The sequence below is a fragment of the Acinetobacter sp. ANC 3929 genome (assembly GCF_000369405.1).
Taxonomy (GTDB): domain Bacteria; phylum Pseudomonadota; class Gammaproteobacteria; order Pseudomonadales; family Moraxellaceae; genus Acinetobacter.
In genome coordinates this window covers 245,635-262,372 of sequence record NZ_KB850000.1, presented here as the reverse complement: position 1 = coordinate 262,372, position 16,738 = coordinate 245,635, and the positions used below count along the sequence as shown (strand labels likewise).

The 16,738-nt window shown below is 39.1% G+C and carries 14 protein-coding genes; 8 read left to right on the top strand and 6 right to left on the bottom strand.

The window, feature by feature from the left end; genetic code table 11:
- The first annotated feature begins 141 nt into the window (after positions 1-141).
- From alaS to csrA, 3 genes are all read left to right on the top strand, one after another.
- Entirely contained in the window at positions 142-2,832 is a 2,691-nt protein-coding gene (alaS, locus tag F909_RS07240) for an alanine--tRNA ligase (RefSeq protein WP_171067318.1), read from the top strand.
- A gap of 66 nt (positions 2,833-2,898) precedes the next feature.
- Positions 2,899-4,179, top strand: coding sequence for an aspartate kinase (locus tag F909_RS07245; protein ID WP_005151971.1), 1,281 nt, complete (start codon positions 2,899-2,901; stop codon positions 4,177-4,179).
- 238 nt (positions 4,180-4,417) lie between these two features.
- The gene (csrA, locus tag F909_RS07250; protein ID WP_005151969.1) at positions 4,418-4,681 is read left to right on the top strand and encodes a carbon storage regulator CsrA; all 264 of its coding nucleotides are present in this window, start codon (positions 4,418-4,420) and stop codon (positions 4,679-4,681) included.
- A 56-nt stretch (positions 4,682-4,737) separates the two neighbouring features.
- Here the strand turns inward: csrA and rnhB are convergent, their stop codons facing one another.
- Together rnhB and F909_RS07260 are read right to left on the bottom strand one after the other, a co-directional pair.
- Entirely contained in the window at positions 4,738-5,304 is a 567-nt protein-coding gene (gene rnhB / locus F909_RS07255) for a ribonuclease HII (protein ID WP_005151966.1), read from the bottom strand.
- 38 nt (positions 5,305-5,342) lie between these two features.
- On the bottom strand, positions 5,343-5,726 hold the full coding sequence (locus F909_RS07260; protein WP_005151963.1) for a hypothetical protein: 384 nt from the start codon (positions 5,724-5,726) through the stop codon (positions 5,343-5,345).
- A 219-nt stretch (positions 5,727-5,945) separates the two neighbouring features.
- Here F909_RS07260 and F909_RS07265 point away from each other — a divergent pair, with 219 nt between their 5' ends.
- Positions 5,946-6,500, top strand: a complete 555-nt coding sequence (locus F909_RS07265) for a cytochrome b (protein WP_005151961.1) — start codon at positions 5,946-5,948, stop codon at positions 6,498-6,500.
- Between the two features lie 44 nt (positions 6,501-6,544).
- On the opposite strand, the gene F909_RS07270 is transcribed toward F909_RS07265, so the two are convergent.
- The 4 genes from F909_RS07270 to F909_RS07285 all read right to left on the bottom strand — a co-directional run bounded on the left by F909_RS07270 (position 6,545) and on the right by F909_RS07285 (position 11,998).
- Positions 6,545-7,543, bottom strand: a complete 999-nt coding sequence (locus F909_RS07270) for an adenosine deaminase (RefSeq protein ID WP_005151959.1) — start codon at positions 7,541-7,543, stop codon at positions 6,545-6,547.
- Positions 7,544-7,658: 115 nt separating this feature from the next.
- On the bottom strand, positions 7,659-8,978 hold the full coding sequence (locus tag F909_RS07275; protein ID WP_004805960.1) for an NCS2 family permease: 1,320 nt from the start codon (positions 8,976-8,978) through the stop codon (positions 7,659-7,661).
- Between the two features lie 326 nt (positions 8,979-9,304).
- Positions 9,305-9,490 (bottom strand): hypothetical protein, encoded by a 186-nt coding sequence (locus F909_RS07280; protein WP_005151956.1) that lies wholly within the window; start codon positions 9,488-9,490, stop codon positions 9,305-9,307.
- A gap of 318 nt (positions 9,491-9,808) precedes the next feature.
- Positions 9,809-11,998 (bottom strand): TonB-dependent receptor, encoded by a 2,190-nt coding sequence (locus F909_RS07285; protein ID WP_005151950.1) that lies wholly within the window; start codon positions 11,996-11,998, stop codon positions 9,809-9,811.
- A gap of 287 nt (positions 11,999-12,285) precedes the next feature.
- Between F909_RS07285 and F909_RS07290 the strand changes: the two genes are divergently transcribed.
- From F909_RS07290 to F909_RS07305, 4 genes are all read left to right on the top strand, one after another.
- Positions 12,286-14,358, top strand: coding sequence for a TonB-dependent receptor plug domain-containing protein (locus tag F909_RS07290; RefSeq protein WP_005151948.1), 2,073 nt, complete (start codon positions 12,286-12,288; stop codon positions 14,356-14,358).
- A 170-nt stretch (positions 14,359-14,528) separates the two neighbouring features.
- Entirely contained in the window at positions 14,529-14,786 is a 258-nt protein-coding gene (locus tag F909_RS07295; protein ID WP_005151945.1) for a DUF6500 family protein, read from the top strand.
- Between the two features lie 80 nt (positions 14,787-14,866).
- Positions 14,867-15,088 (top strand): hypothetical protein, encoded by a 222-nt coding sequence (locus tag F909_RS07300; protein ID WP_005151944.1) that lies wholly within the window; start codon positions 14,867-14,869, stop codon positions 15,086-15,088.
- 184 nt (positions 15,089-15,272) lie between these two features.
- Complete coding sequence (locus F909_RS07305) at positions 15,273-16,727, top strand: hypothetical protein (protein WP_005151942.1); 1,455 nt, start codon at positions 15,273-15,275, stop codon at positions 16,725-16,727.
- The last annotated feature ends 11 nt before the right edge of the window (positions 16,728-16,738 follow it).

The window sequence follows — 16,738 nt, the reverse complement described above, 5'->3', positions numbered from 1 at the left end:
AATCGTTGGTGAGGGGCGTATTTTCCGTTATAATTTAGCACCTTTAAAATCTATGCCACGCAATGGGTTCGATTGTAGAACATCAAAAACAACGGACTTTGTTGCATATAGCCAAATTCAAAATTATGGAGTGTCTTGGTTGTGAGTACTCGCTTTATGACATCAGCTGAAATCCGTGAAGCCTTTTTGCGTTATTTCGAATCGCAAGGCCATACACGTGTTGCTTCGAGTTCTCTCGTTCCTGCCAACGACCCAACTTTGCTGTTTACCAATGCTGGTATGAACCAGTTTAAAGATTGTTTCTTAGGTTTAGAAAAACGCGACTATGTACGCGCAGTTTCATCACAAAAATGTGTCCGTGCAGGCGGTAAGCACAACGACCTCGACAACGTCGGTTATACCGCACGTCACCACACCTTCTTTGAAATGTTGGGTAACTTCTCTTTTGGTGATTACTTCAAACGCGATGCGTTGAAATTCGCTTGGGATTTCTTAACCAGTGAACAATGGTTAGCACTACCAAAAGATCGTTTATATGCAACGGTTTATCATACCGATGATGAAGCATTTGAAATCTGGAATAAAGAAATTGGCTTAGATGCGGATCGTATTATCCGTATCGGCGATAACAAAGGCGGAAAATACGCATCAGATAACTTCTGGGCAATGGGTGATACAGGTCCTTGTGGTCCATGTTCTGAAATTTTCTTTGACCATGGCGATCACATTTGGGGTGGTTTACCAGGTACACCACAAGAAGATGGCGATCGTTTCATCGAAATCTGGAACAATGTATTCATGCAGTTCAACCGTACTGCGGATGGTGTGATGCACCCTCTTCCAGCACCTTCTGTTGATACAGGTATGGGCTTGGAGCGTATTTCTGCTGTTTTGCAACATGTTAATTCAAACTACGAAATTGACCTGTTCCAACACTTATTAAAAGCGGCAGCTGAAATTATTGGTCTAGATACCACTGCAATTGAAGCTGAAGCGAAAGCTCAAAATAAACCAGTTGAATATCCTGCATCTTTAAAAGTCATTGCAGACCATGCACGTTCATGTTCATTCTTGATTGCCGATGGTGTAAACCCTTCAAATGAAGGTCGTGGCTATGTGTTGCGTCGTATCATTCGTCGTGCAGTACGTCACGGCAACAAATTGGGTGCAACAGGTTCGTTCTTCTACAAGATGTTGCAACCGCTGATTGAAGTCATGGGTGAAGCCTATCCTGAACTTGCTGCACAGCAAGCACGCATTGAAGCGCAACTACTTAAAGAAGAAGAGCAATTTGCGAAAACACTTGAGCAAGGCCTGAAATTACTTGAAGGTGAATTGGCTCAACTGAAAGGCAATGTTATTCCTGGTGAAACTGTATTTAAGCTTTATGATACTTATGGTTTCCCAACAGATTTAACTGCTGACATCGCGCGTGAACGTGATCTTACGATTGACGAAGCTGGTTTTGAAGTTGAAATGGCAGCACAACGTCAGCGTGCACGTGATGCAGGTAAGTTTGCAGTTGACTATAACAGCATCGTAAAAGTTGAAGGTGAAACTCAATTCGATGGCTATGACGCAACTCAAGGTCAGGGTCAAATTGTTGCGATCTATAAAGATGGCGTTCAAGTTGATGAAATCAATGAAGGTGATGAAGCCCTTATCGTATTGAACCAAACCCCTTTCTACGCGGAAAGCGGTGGCCAAATCGGTGATACAGGTATCTTCAAAAACGATACAGGTATCTTCGAAGTTCAAGATACTAAAAAATCTGGTGGTGCTTTTGTCCATCAAGGTATCGTGACCATGGGTAGTCTGAAGGCGACTCAAAATGTTGAAGCAACCGTTAAAGCAGATATTCGTGCAGCAACCGCACGTAATCACTCTGCCACTCACCTTCTACATGCTGCTTTGCGCCAAATTCTTGGTGAACATGTTCAACAGAAAGGTTCTTTGGTTGCGAGTGATATTTTACGTTTCGACTTTGCCAATGACCAACCTGTTCCATTTGAACAGTTGCAACAGATTGAGCGTTTAGTCAATGCTGAAGTGATTGCCAACAGCCCTGTAACGACTGAATTGCTGGATATTGAATCTGCAAAAGCCAAAGGCGCAATGATGCTGTTCGGCGAAAAGTACGGTGAAGAAGTTCGCGTACTGTCTATGGGGTCTGTGATTGAAGAGAAAAACTTCTCTATCGAACTTTGTGGCGGTATTCACGTTAAGCGCACGGGTGATATTGGCTTGTTCAAAATCACTTCTGAAGGTGGTGTCGCTGCGGGCGTTCGTCGTATTGAAGCCGTAACTGGCACTAAAGCGCTTGAAGTGGTTCAAAAAGCAGAAACCGATATCCAAATCATTAACGGTTTGTTGAAAGCGCAAAAAGACCAAACTGTAGATAAAGTTGAAGCAATTGTTGAAACTGCTTCTAGCCTACAAAAGCAAATCGAACAACTGAATCAAAAGTTAGCTAGCTTCCAAGCAGCTGAACTTTTAGATCAAGTGAAAGAAATTGCTGGCCGTCAAACGCTTATCACATCAGTAAAAGGTTTAGATGCCAAATCATTACGCAATCTTCATGACAGCGTAAAATCAAAATTAGAAGATGCAGTCATTATTTTAGCTGGTGTTGAAGGTGATAAAGTAAGTTTAATCGCTTCTGTCGCTAAACAATACGCTGCAACTCTAAAAGCAGGTGACATCATCAAACATTTAGCTCAAGAGCTTGGTGGTAAAGGTGGTGGTAAACCTGACTTAGCACAAGGTGGCGCGCCACTTAACGAGAAGTTTGATCAAGTCATCGCAACATTACCTGCTTGGCTTGAGCAATAATAAAAACTTCACTTTTGTGTAACTGACCCTGATGCCTCTCAGGGTCATGGCTTATATGGAACAACTATGGCATTAATCGTTCAAAAATATGGCGGTACCTCTATGGGTACTCCTGAGCGCATTTTAAATGTTGCTCATCGTGTCAAGCGTTGGCATGATCATGGTCACAAGGTGGTCGTGGTTGTATCAGCAATGAGTGGTGAAACCAACCGCTTACTTGCGCTTGCCAAAGCCATTACCAGCACCCCTGACCCACGTGAATTAGATCAAATGGTGTCAACGGGTGAACAAGTAACGATTTCCATGTTAGCGATGGCACTGAATTCAATTGGTGTAGAAGCTAAATCATATACAGGTCGTCAAGTTGGTATTAAAACGGACAGCGCTTTCACCAAAGCACGTATCGAATCGATTGATACAGATGTGATGAGCAATGATTTAGATGCTGGTCGTGTCATTGTTGTTGCTGGTTTCCAAGGTTTTGATGCCAATGGCAATATCACAACTCTAGGTCGTGGCGGTTCTGATACATCTGGTGTTGCACTTGCAGCAGCATTAAAAGCGGATGAATGCCAAATTTATACCGATGTTGATGGTGTTTACACCACTGACCCGCGTGTTGCACCAAAAGCGAAGAAAATTGATCGTATTTCTTTTGAAGAAATGCTTGAAATGGCATCTTTAGGTTCAAAAGTTTTACAAATTCGCTCTGTTGAATTCGCAGGCAAATATCAAGTTCCGTTACGCGTGTTATCAAGTTTTGATAATGATGACGATGGCGCATTTGATGAAGATTTCAAACAAAACGTAGGCACACTAATTACGACTGAGGCAGAAGACGACATGGAACAACCAATCATCGCAGGTATTGCATTTAACCGTGACGAAGCAAAATTAACAATTTTGGGTGTTCCTGACGAACCGGGTATTGCCTCTAAAATCTTGTCACCAATCAGTGATGCAAACATTGAAGTGGATATGATAATCCAAAATGTTGAAGAAGATGGCACAACTGATTTTACTTTTACTGTAAATCGTAATGACTTAGCAAAAGCAAAAGCAATTTTAGATCAAACTGCCAACAGTATCGAAGGTTGTGAAGTTGTTACACGTGATGACATCGTAAAAGTGTCTATCGTTGGTGTAGGTATGCGTTCTCATGCTGGTGTAGCAAGCAAAATGTTTACCGCATTGGCTGAAGAAAGCATTAATATTCTCATGATTTCTACATCAGAAATTAAGATTTCCGTGATCATTGAAGAAAATTACCTAGAGCTAGCAGTTCGTTGTTTACATACAGCTTTTGGTTTAGATCGTGAACATGGCGAAAGCAGTGTACGTGCTTAATTAATAGCTGCTTAAACATATTTACTCGCAAGTAAATAAGAAAAAAAACAGAGCCACTATAGTTTTTTTTATAGTGGCTCTGTTATATTAGGCCTTGAGGTTGTAAAGATGATTCTCACAGAACTTACGAAAAAAAATGTTTTTTACATATTTCTGTTAGAATTTTCTGTATATTAAGCTGTGCTTTCGAACAATGAATTCCCTGTCGCAAGTTTAAGCGTTTAGCAAGGAGATAAACATGCTGATTCTGACCCGTCGTGTCGGAGAAACATTAATGATTGGGGATCAAGTCAGTGTTACTGTGCTTGGCGTAAAAGGCAATCAGGTGCGTATTGGTGTAAATGCTCCAAAAGAAGTTTCTGTGCATCGTGAGGAAATTTACCAACGTATCCAACATGAACGTGCCATGCATGAGCATCTGCAACATCTTGATCAAGATTTTCAACATTCTTTTGAAGAAGATAATAACGATTTTCCTCGAAATAATAACTTCAATCGTTAATACCAGTGTTCTTCTCCAAAAATTAAAGCGACTATTCTTAGTCGCTTTAATTGTTTTTATAGGCCTAAAGCCTTCTTTACAGGTCCATAGCTACGACGGTGTTGGTCAATCACACCATGGGCCGAAATCGCCTCAAAATGTGCTTTAGTTGGATATCCCTTATGTTTGGCAAAACCATAGTCTGGGTATTGCTGGTCCAACTCATACATCTGTCGATCACGTGTGACTTTCGCCAAAATACTGGCAGCACTAATCTCTGCATGGCTGGCATCACCACCAACAATTGCTTCACAAGGAATGGTGATCCCCTTTGGAATCTGATTACCATCCACAATCACTTTGGCAGGCTGAGTGTTCAATGCCTCAACTGCACGGCGCATCGCAAGGAAAGTCGCTTGTAAAATATTAAACTCATCGATTTCAGCATGTGTTGCTTCGGCAATCGACCAAGCCAAAGCTTTTTCCTGAATCTCTAAAAACAGTTTTTCCCGTTTTTTTTCAGTCAATTTTTTAGAATCATTTAAACCCTCAATCGGATTATTTGGATCTAAAATAACTGCAGCGGCAACAACGGAACCTACTAAAGGTCCTCGCCCTGCCTCATCTACACCAGCAACTCTCATATAAAATCTCTAAAGGCTGATGACTTAGCCCTACCTTATTAACCCACTTTCTTGAACGTTTCAGCTACACATGCATTTACAGTTTGAGAAACCACTTGAGTTACAATCGTCGCACGTGCTGTTGGATCAATGGCAGCTGTTGCTAATTCAACTGCTGTAACGCTGTTTGGCGCTTTTTCACTGACACAACCACAAACTTCAGTTTGGATATTTTCACGCTGTTCAGCTGTCATTACACGTGTCGCTGTTTTCCATGCTGGCAGCGTATTAATTTCATTAATACATTTTGCATTTACAGCAACTTTTAATGCTGCCATGCCTAACTGCTGTGAAGTCGTACCCATCGAGTTATTTCCATCTGGGGTAACACAACCGGTTAAAGCTAAAACAACAGGGGCAACAACAAATACCAACTTTTTCATAACTTCTATCCTGTATCTAAATTTTGGCAGGCGTATTGTGCCTAAATGACGCCTTTTAAGATATGACTCAGCCTTATCTTTACATAATTAAACAATAATAAATGATTTATAGAGCGGTGAACGTTCTATCAGTAAAACGCTCTGTTACATTTACACTGTATGAGCAGGAAAAAGTGCTATTTAAACTCAAATAACTCATATCACAGCTAGGATGTTGCGATGCCAACCTCAGCACAATATTACACACGCACTGCGCAAGTTTTACATTGGCTCATGGCTGCTATTTTTATCATTGCTTGGCTTATCGGCTTTTATAGCGGTAATTTCCTCAGTTACGAAACTGATGGAAGCTTCAAAGGAACCGTCATTACCCTACATAAAAATATAGCCACCACCATTATTTTCTTAGTCGTGATCCGCATTTTTTGGCGCTACACCCACCCTGCACCGGAATTACCCAATACGATGTCACCAACAATGAAAATGTTGGCACATGTTGGACATTTATTCCTTTATTTAATGCTGCTCGCACTGCCAATTACAGGCTGTTTATTCAGTTGGAGTGCTGGACATCCTGCTCCAGTTTTATACTTATTCGAAATTCCACGCTTGGTCCAAGACAATCCTGAATTACTGGCAATTGTTAAACCCTTACACATTTATCTTTCTTGGTTTGCTGGTCTATTGGTAGCTGGACATGCTTTGGCTGCAATCAAACACCATCTGATTGATAAAGATAATGTCTTACTGAGCATGTTGCGTCAGCCAAAATAAACCTTAAGGCATAAAAAAAACCGCTTTATGCGGTTTTTTTTAATTTAGATACTGTTCACTTCTGCAATCCACTTTTGCTTTTCTTCATCAGAAATAAATGAAGCTTCAAAAGAGTTAATTGCCAATTGCTTTAATTCATCATTGCTTAAATCCAAAGCTTGCTGAATCGCAACAAAGTTATCATTCATATATCCACCGAAATATGAAGGATCATCTGAATTGACCGTTACATGTACACCCTTTTGCAATAAACGGCGAATATTGTGTTCGCCCATGTCATTGACCACACAAAGCTTTAAATTACTCAAAGGACAAACCGTTAATGGCATTTTCTCAGCGATTAAACGCGCCATTAGACGCTCGTCTTCCTCAGAACGTACACCATGATCAATACGATTTACTTTTAATAAATCTAAAGCTTCCCAAATGTATTCTGGTGGGCCTTCTTCACCTGCATGCGCAACAATCAAAAAGCCTGCTTCACGCGCTTTGGCAAATACACGTTCAAATTTTGCAGGAGGATGTCCAACTTCACTCGAATCCAAACCAATTGCAATAATGTCATCTTTAAATGGCAAAGCTTGCTCAAGTGTTTCAAATGCTTTTTCTTCGCTCAAATGACGCAAGAAACACATAATTAACTGAGAACTAATGCCCAACTTGGTTTGTGCATCCGTACAGGCACGTTTTAAACCCGCAAGTACTGTTGCAAACTCAACACCACGTTCGGTATGTGTTTGCGGATCAAAGAACATTTCTGTGTGTACCACACGATCTTCGGCACATTTCTCAAAATAAGCCCAAGCAAGGTCATAAAAATCCTGCTCATGCACAAGCACATTCGCGCCTGCATAGTAGATATCTAAAAAAGATTGAAGATTATGAAAGTTATAGGCTTGTTTGACTTCTTCAACCGATTGATAAGGAATCTGAATCTGATTACGCTGTGCAATTGCAAACATCAGTTCTGGTTCAAAAGTCCCTTCAATATGCACATGCAATTCGGCTTTGGGTAAAGCACGAATCAGCTCGACTTGATTCATATTAACTCCACGTCTAAAGAAAAAAGGGTGTTACCGAAATAACGCCCTTTTAGGCTCTCTTCACAATGAGCTGTAAACACATACAGCTCAAGAAGAAAATGATAAAAGAATTAGCTTAACCACCAAATGCAACAAACTTAAATACCCACAGGGCTGCAATAATCCAGACCATATAAGGAACTGTCTTTGCTTTGCCTGTCAGTAATTTAACTAATGCATAGCTGATAAAGCCCATCGCAATACCATCTGCAATTGAGTAGGTAAATGGCATAAACACAATGGTTAAAAATGCAGGAACAGCTTCAGTAATATCATCCCAATCAATATGGGTGATCCCCTGAATCATCAACACCCCAATGAATAACAATGCGGGTGCTGTAGCAAAACCTGGAACAGATTGAGCTAATGGTGCTAAGAACAAGCAGCCAATAAACAAGAAAGCAACCACAACTGCTGTTAAACCAGTACGACCACCAGCAGCAACACCTGAAGCTGATTCAATATAAGGCGTGGTTGAAGATGTACCTAATGCTGCACCTGCAACGATTGCCGTTGAATCCGCAAATAATGCTTTCTTCAAACGGGGTAATTTACCATCCTGCAAAAGGCCTGCACGATGCGATACACCAACCAATGTCCCTGTACTATCAAATAGATCAACAATAAAGAAGACAAAAATGACCCCAACCATACTGGCTGTAAATAAACCTTCAAAGTCCATTTGCATAAAGGTCGGTGCTAAAGAAGGCACTTGACCAACAACGCCTTTAAATTCATTCAAGCCCATTGCAGTTGCAATAGCAGTCACTACAAGAATACTGAGAATAATTGCACCACGAACTTTAAATTGGTGCAAAACCACAATCATTAAAAAGCCGAATAGTGCCAACAATACCGTTGGTTGCTTGATATCCCCTAAACCAACCAAGGTCGCTGGATTATCAACAATAATGCCTGCATTTTTAAGTGCAATTAATGCGAGGAATAAACCAATACCACCGCCAATCGCAAATTTAAGTGACATTGGAATCGCATTGACAATCGCTTCACGAATTTTAAAGAAGCTAATTGCAAGGAAAACCAAACCTGACACAAAGACTGCAGCGAGTGCAGTTTGCCAAGGTACGCCCATACCCAAACAGACAGAATAGGTGAAATAAGCATTTAAGCCCATACCAGGTGCAAGTGCGATTGGATAGTTCGCAATAATCCCCATGACCAAACACCCAATTGCCGCAGCCAAACAGGTTGCAACAAAAACAGCACCATGATCCATGCCAGTTTCAGAGAGAATGAGTGGGTTTACAATGATGATGTAACACATCGTTAAAAATGTGGTTACACCTGCTAGAACTTCTGTTCTAAAGTTGGTTTTGTTCTCGCTCAGCTTAAATAAGCGTTCTAACAAACCAGCCGAAGCATTAGGCGTTGTCATAACATAGCACCTGTTGAAATCTAAGATCGTAGAATGTGAAATCTATACGTTTGTGTTTGCAATCTTTTTTGAATGTACACAAAAAGGTATACAAGGCTAAAAGCAATCTATATGCCAGATTTGTCCTTGCTATACAGAGGATATGTATAAATTCGATTCCGATATCAAAACGTAAAAAGCCGCATATCAACATGCAGCTTTTTATTTAATGGTAAATATTTTAACAGATTCTATTCAAAACTTGAGTACCACAACACAAAAAAAGCGCATTTGATGCTCAATCTCGGATGATTGAAGCAATAACGCCTGCATTACAGCCCTAGAAACTAGTTACTGCGCTGATAGGAGGATAAATGCGTATGCGGATTGTGTTGTATCGTGTTCAGACTATTTTCAGCATCTTGAACAATCTTCATCAACTCTTGACGTTTCTTTGCTTGGGCATCAACATAAGCTACATAACCCAAAATAAATATAGAGAAAGCCAAGACGATCGCAATTTTAATCTTCATTATTATTATCTCTATTATAAAGTTTTCTTTAATGCTAACAAAAAAGACTGAAAAGGAGAACAAAAACGCATATTAAAATCACAAATGATAACTACATCACAATTATATAGTTATTCTAATAAGTTTTTTGCTTAATTTTCACTCAATCAAATATTAGAATATTCCAGTTTTTTTTGCAATGACATTTTATATAATTCAATAAGATAGATAAAAAACAAATATTTATAATCGAAAAAAATCCTTCATTTTCAGCATCTAAAAAATAAAAAGCACTTTTCCCTAAGAAAAAGTGCTTAAAGTCACAATCAAATATTTAGATTAGAACTGGTAGTTCAAACGCACCAAGAAGTTGCGTGGTGTGCCTGGCATGGACTCTGAACGCCAGTATTCTTTATTGGTTAAATTATTAACGGCTAATGTAACGTTCCAAGGATTAGCACTGTAACCAATTGCAGCATCAACACGGTTAAAACCATCAACAGCAATTTGGTTGTTCACATTTGTATAGTATGAACCCACGTGAGTCACACCAACTTCACCATACAATTGTTCTGTTGGTAGATAACGAACAAATAGATTACCAGTATTTTTTGAATTAAGTGCTAATTGATTACCAACGTTTGAAGGTGTTCTAACATCTTTTTTCACTTTGGCATCTGTATACCCATAACCACCACGGATAAAGAGATTGTCTAACACACGACCAATGAAACTAAATTCTACCCCTTTCGATTCATGTTGACCTGCAACAGCCCAATCATCAGGCTTTTCAGCATCAGGTAAATAGCGAATATTATTTTTACGGATATCATAAACAGAAAGCTGTGTATTTAAACGATCATTCAACCAATCACTTTTGATCCCCACTTCATACTGCTCATTGTATTGAGGTTCTGCATCAAAAGTATTTAATTTAGTATCAGCAGAAACAACGCTTAACCCAACACGTCCACCAAAGGGTGCAAAACTCTTACTATATGATGCATAAATGCTCTGATGCTCTGTTGGTTGCCACACCAAGCCAATATTTGGGCTAAAGCTTTCACCATCGATACTACGTTTGTGATTTATATCATCTGCTGCCTTAAGTCGATTTGTTGTTGTTGTATCATAGTAATCATAACGACCACCTAGCATGACTTTAAAATAATCATTAAAACTGATGAGATCTTGGATAAATAAACCATAACCTTCACCTTGGTTATAGTTATGTGTATTAATTAATAAATCCCCCGTTCCTCTCGAGCTAGTTCGTTCACCAGTTAAAGGGTTTACATAACCATAGATAGGAGAACCATCTTTATTTTTGTTCGCTAATAAAGGTTCACGTTGCTCATAAGTCCAATCTGCACCTATCAAAAGATTGTGTTTTATGCGCCCAGTATCGAATTCACCACGAATATCAAAGGTATTACTTGTTGTTTTATTATCAGTTTTTTGCCAGTAATAAATTTGTGAAATATCACCGACATGCCCTTTACACGTACCAGCGTTTGAAATCTTGGTATCTTCTGTAGCGCAAAGACCACCTAAATAAAAATGATCAAAATTTTGTTCAGTCTGACGATAACTCACAGCCCAATGGAAATTCCAATTTGGTGCAAACTCATAGTTCAAGTCAGAACGTGCAACTTGCAGAACATCATTAACATAATCACCCTGTTGAGCAAATCCAGTTTTAATTGATATTCCTTTGGGAAGTGAAGTAAATGATGGACCACGATCAGGTACACGGTGCAATTTGTCATAGGTATACTGCAACGTCCACGTCAAACCATCATCATTTTTATAGGTAAAACTCGGCGAAAGCATCTCTATTTTATTTTCAATACCTGAACGGAAACTATCAGATTCTCCATATTCACCAGTTAAACGCACGGCAACATTATCTGTAAGCACTTGATTTAAATCTACTGTTGTTCCGTAGTTATCATAAGAGCCACCGTAGATACCCACTGAACTTTTTGAATCAAAATTGGCAAATTTACTCACCATATTGATTACGCCACCACCCGAACTACGACCATATAGAACTGATGCAGGACCTTTTAAGATTTCAATACGTTCAATATTTGCAGTACTTCGACGAACTTGACCACTTTCACGAATACCATCACGGTAAATATCACCTGTATCAGCATTAAATCCACGTAGACTAATACCATCTCCACGCATGTCATAACTCGTTGAGACACCAGGTGTGCCCTGTAGCATCACACTTAAATCATTTGCGCCATAAATTTTATATTTCTGCACATCAATGGTATCGATCGTCTGTGGGATATCTTTTTTCTTAAGGCCATTACGGGTAACACTTGCCTGATCATAATCGATATAACTTTTGATCGGATCAAGCTCGCCCATAGCTTCGATCTTGATGGTTGGCATCACTGCTGTCGGTGCAGTTGTTTCATTGGCAAATACATACTGTGCTTGTAGAAGCATCATGGTTAACAAGCTAAATTTAAAAATAGGCTTGTAATCCATATTCAAAGGTACAAAACTCATAAAATTTCTCAAAAAAACTCAGACAAAAATTAAAAAAATATTAAAAATAAAAAAACATCACAATTTTAATAAAAATCATTCTCATTTTCATCAACTTTTACACTATTTTTAAAATTTAAAGCTGCTTTATTGTTCATATAGAATTCTTAGCTACTTTCCCTATAAAGTTTTTAGCGATAAAAATATTTTTTAAAATCTTTGAGTTATCGGCATTAAATTCCATTTTTCTACACAATTGTACATTAGGCTACACAGAAAATAATTTGATCATTTTTTGGGGCTCTACAATGAAATATGCTGTTTATTATGGAAAACTGAGCGTACTTAGCTCAGCATTGCTCGGTATAAGTGCGTCAATGTTTGCTGCTGAGCCCCCAACCGAGACTTCTGCACCTGCAGTATCCGAGTCAAGTCCTCAAATTTTACCCACCCTTTCATTCAAGGCCTCAGCTGAACCGCAAAAAGCAAAAGATGATGACATTAGTGCTGTACCTAAAACTATCATTACCCAAGAAGAAATGCTGCAGTATGGTGATCAATCCGTCATGGATGCATTGCGACGTTCGGCTGGATTCCAAATTCCAAGTTTTGGCCAAGGCCCTCGCGGTGGTGGCGGTGCATCAGGTATGCGCTTTCGTGGTGGTGGCGCACCAACCTTCTTGGTGAATGGCGAACCTGTACAGGGTGGCCCACGTGGTGGCATGTCAATTATTGACACCATTAGCCCTGAAATGATTGAACGTATCGAAGTGATCAAGCAGCCTAGCGTTGCACAAGCTTCGGTTGCTTCTTCAGCCGTAATTAATATTATTTTAAAAGAGCCTCTAAACACAGGTTTAAGTGGCTCAGTGAAACTCGGCTATGGTTTACGTGATAGTGGGGAGCAACAATCTGAACGTAAACAGATTAACATTCAAGCAGATGGTCGTGCAAACCAATGGTCATATAGTGTTTCAGCCAATCAGATGTGGATGGACAATACTTCGATCACCAAAACAGAAACAGCCACCGGAACACGTGAACAACTTCGTACTGTCAACCGTACCATGCAAATGTTTTCACCGCGTTTGCAGTACGATTTGGACGATCAACAAAAACTGATTGCAGAATTGTTCTATCGTAATGTCAAAATGGATGGCTATTCATCGAATCAAACTCAGGATGACAAGAACGACAGTATTCGATTAAACACTCGTTATGAGCGCAAAGACAAAGACCTGAGTGATAAAATCCGTTTGTCAGTCGAACATCAAACTGAAACACAACTGACGCGCTCACCTCAAAATACAATTTATACCGATGAAACTGTAAATGAGTATGGTCTTGCCTATGATGGTGTACGAAAATTAGATAAAGACCGTCAGATTAAATTCGGTTTTGATACGCGCAGTAACGAACTCGATAGTAATGTCAGCAAAAGCCTAGATGAGCAGCGTTATGCTGTATATGGCGAAGGTAGCTGGCGCTTTACTGACCGTCAAACTGTGACGTTAGGGGCGCGTCAGGAATGGCTTAACCGCTCAGGCTTAGTTGATTATCAAGATCAACATTTCAGTCCAGTTTTAGCCTACCGTTTTGATCTTACAGAACAGTGGTCGATTCAGACCAATTTAAGTCAAGCGTTTAAAAGCCCAAATACAGATCGTCTGATTCCCAACGTCACCGTTTCCACAGACAGTGATGCAGGAAGTTTGAATAATCCAGATCGTGGTGGAAATCCAAATCTAAAACCTGAAAAAATTCGTGCGGTTGAATCTACCCTTGCCTATGACTCTGCTAGCGGTGGGGTCAGCCTGGCTGCCTATCATCGTGAAATTAAAGATTACATCGAAAAAGTCATTGCACTGGAAGGTACCCGCTATGTGGTGCGACCACAAAACCAAGATCAAGCGACCACCTATGGTGTTGAATTCTCAGGACGCTATGCTTTAAAACAAACTGATGCCGGGCATTCATTTATGCTCAATGGACAAGTATCGACGATTCACGCCAAGATTGAAGATGGGCAGCATAATGAACGTTTAGTAAGTGATGTTGCCCCTTACAATGCCAGTACGGGCGTATCTTATAGTTTTAAACCATGGCAACTTTCAACTAGTGCCAATATCAGTTATACCCCAGAGTATACCCGTGCCCTCGATGGCCAACCTTATGACCGAACTACCAATCAGCGTTTTAGTTTAGACCTGAGTGCAACCAAACGGTTTGCACATGGCTGGGCTGCAAGTCTTAACCTTAACAATCTTTTGAGTACTCACTATAAAGAACGCCTGACGAACCAAACAGATGGCAGCTTATATCAGTCGAGAACCAATGAAAGTATTCCTTCATTGCAGTTTAATCTTGAGAAAAAGTTTTAATCAGTCCCTGACAGCAAATCATTTAACCAATCAAAGCCAGCGATTTACTCGTTGGCTTTGATATTTTAGATGCCCAAAGCGATGCAAGATAAGCTAAAACTGAATAATGACAATACTTTAACTGAGCATGTTATGATCCCAGCAATTGATCCACCGATGCTCCGAATAAAATGAGAACTGGACTAAAAGCGAAGATCATACAAGTCTGCGATGAAAAAATTGCCAAAAATGGCGATAACGTAGGACTTTCATTTTATGCTTTCTTTGCCAATAAAAATGATGATCCTGAACGCCTGATGGAAGCTGCACACTGGTGGATTATGCAGCATCAACTCAACCATTTTGAAAAAGCTACTAAAATTAAAGCATTGATCTTGGCACAAGCCGATGAACGACCAGACTTAAAACATAATACACCCCGCCGATAAAATTCGCTTTTGCTCAATCAAATCATTAATATTCATATCTTGAATATTTCTGATCACGAGACAAAGGTTATGCGGAGCCCATGTTTAAAAAATCTGAAATATATAATAAAAAATCAGTATTAATCTGCTTGGCTGCTGCATTTACAATTCTCTACTGGCTGCCCGTTTCTCAACTGCAGGCCTGTCCTATGGTATTTGGAATCATTGAAAAGTTCATGCCAAAGTGGTTGGAAAAAAGAGTAAATCATGTAGCACGTCGTTTATTGCCCAAAGCATATGCTCAAATTGATACCAATACCTAATTTGATCAACAGAATTTAAGGCAAGGAATTGAGGTAGCTTTATAAAATATCATATTGAAAATGCCACTATTTAGTCTAATCATTTTGATTAGGCCTTTATTACAAATATTATTTAAAACACTTTGAAAGAACATTATTAATAGATATTATTCTCTTCTAAAATAATCGATGTAGAAAACTAAAAATGTTAAAGATTAAACCTTGTATTACCATTTTAACCACAGCACTTATGATTTCAGCTTGTGGGGGTGGAGATGATCATAAAACTACAGAAGACACTACCATTGTCTTAGCACCCTTTAGCACCGAGTTTCAAAGTACATTAAGCTTGCAAAAAGATGCCGACCCGATCATTCAAATTTCAAATAGAAGTAGTAATCAGAACGATGAGGTAAATGCTTATTCAGTTACGCATCATTTTGACAAAGGAAGTACCTCAATTATTTTGAGCTATAATCTTGATAAAAATGATATAAACAAAACATTACATGTCAATTATGACCCGATTTTAAAAAAAGTGCTGGATATCTCCATTGGGGAAAGTTATTTAAAAACTGATGTTTTTAGCTTACCAAAGAGTAATATCTTATCATGTTCAAGCTCTCTTCTCTTTCAACCATGTAAGGGTATTGAGCTTACTTTTGATGAAAAGACAGGTTTTAGCAAAATTAATTTTGATGATACAAAACTCTCAAACATACCAAGTGTCAGTCTCACACCAACAGACAACCTAAATAATCAGGTTTCTATCGAAAAAAGCTACATAACATTGAATGGGCAACTGTCAGGTTCATTATCTAATCCACCACAAACTTTTAACAGTATCAGAAAAACCAGTCAGTCTAATCTACTTTCCAATCAACAGCCAGTCTCTTTAATGGGAGTTGTTTATGATCCCAAAACTAAAACTATCTTATTCGGCACCCATGCAATTAATGGCATAAACAGCAGTTTAAAATTAGCTCAGTTTAGCACTGGTATTGAAAATAGCATTGTTCAATACTCACTACTGTCAACTGAAACATTATTTGGTTTTCCTAGATTCTGTAACACGATTACATCCACACTCCCTATTGAAGATATATCTACGATTCAACTGTCAAAAAATACAGACAATATTACCTTAACATTTGATCAAGCAATTTATAATAATAAAAATGATGCAACACCAGTCTTGCCTAGCTCCCCATTTCAGCAAGAATGTCCTACGACACATATACAACTCGATGGTTCAGTAACCGTCAACATACCAACCACACAACTTCAGATCACACCAATTCTTAAAAATGAAAATAGCTTTTCTTTTGTTCAACCTGCACTATATTTTGACGTAACAAACCATGATAGACAGCAGTTTGGAAATAATGCTTTACAAGTCAAAATCCGTAACAACAGAATTGAGAAAATTGATTTTAGAGATACCAGAATAGGTAAAAACCCTACAACTGGCCTGTTATTAGATCATTCTGAATATGAATATAGTTGCGGTTACACTCAAGCATGTATAGGGCTTAGCTACGACGTAGACAAGAACAAAATCATTTTTAAAAATACAACGCTGACCTCTAAAAACAATCCTACAAATGAAGTTAACAATAGCATTACCTTGAATGGCATATTTGATTTTGCAGGCAGATAATCCAAAACTGT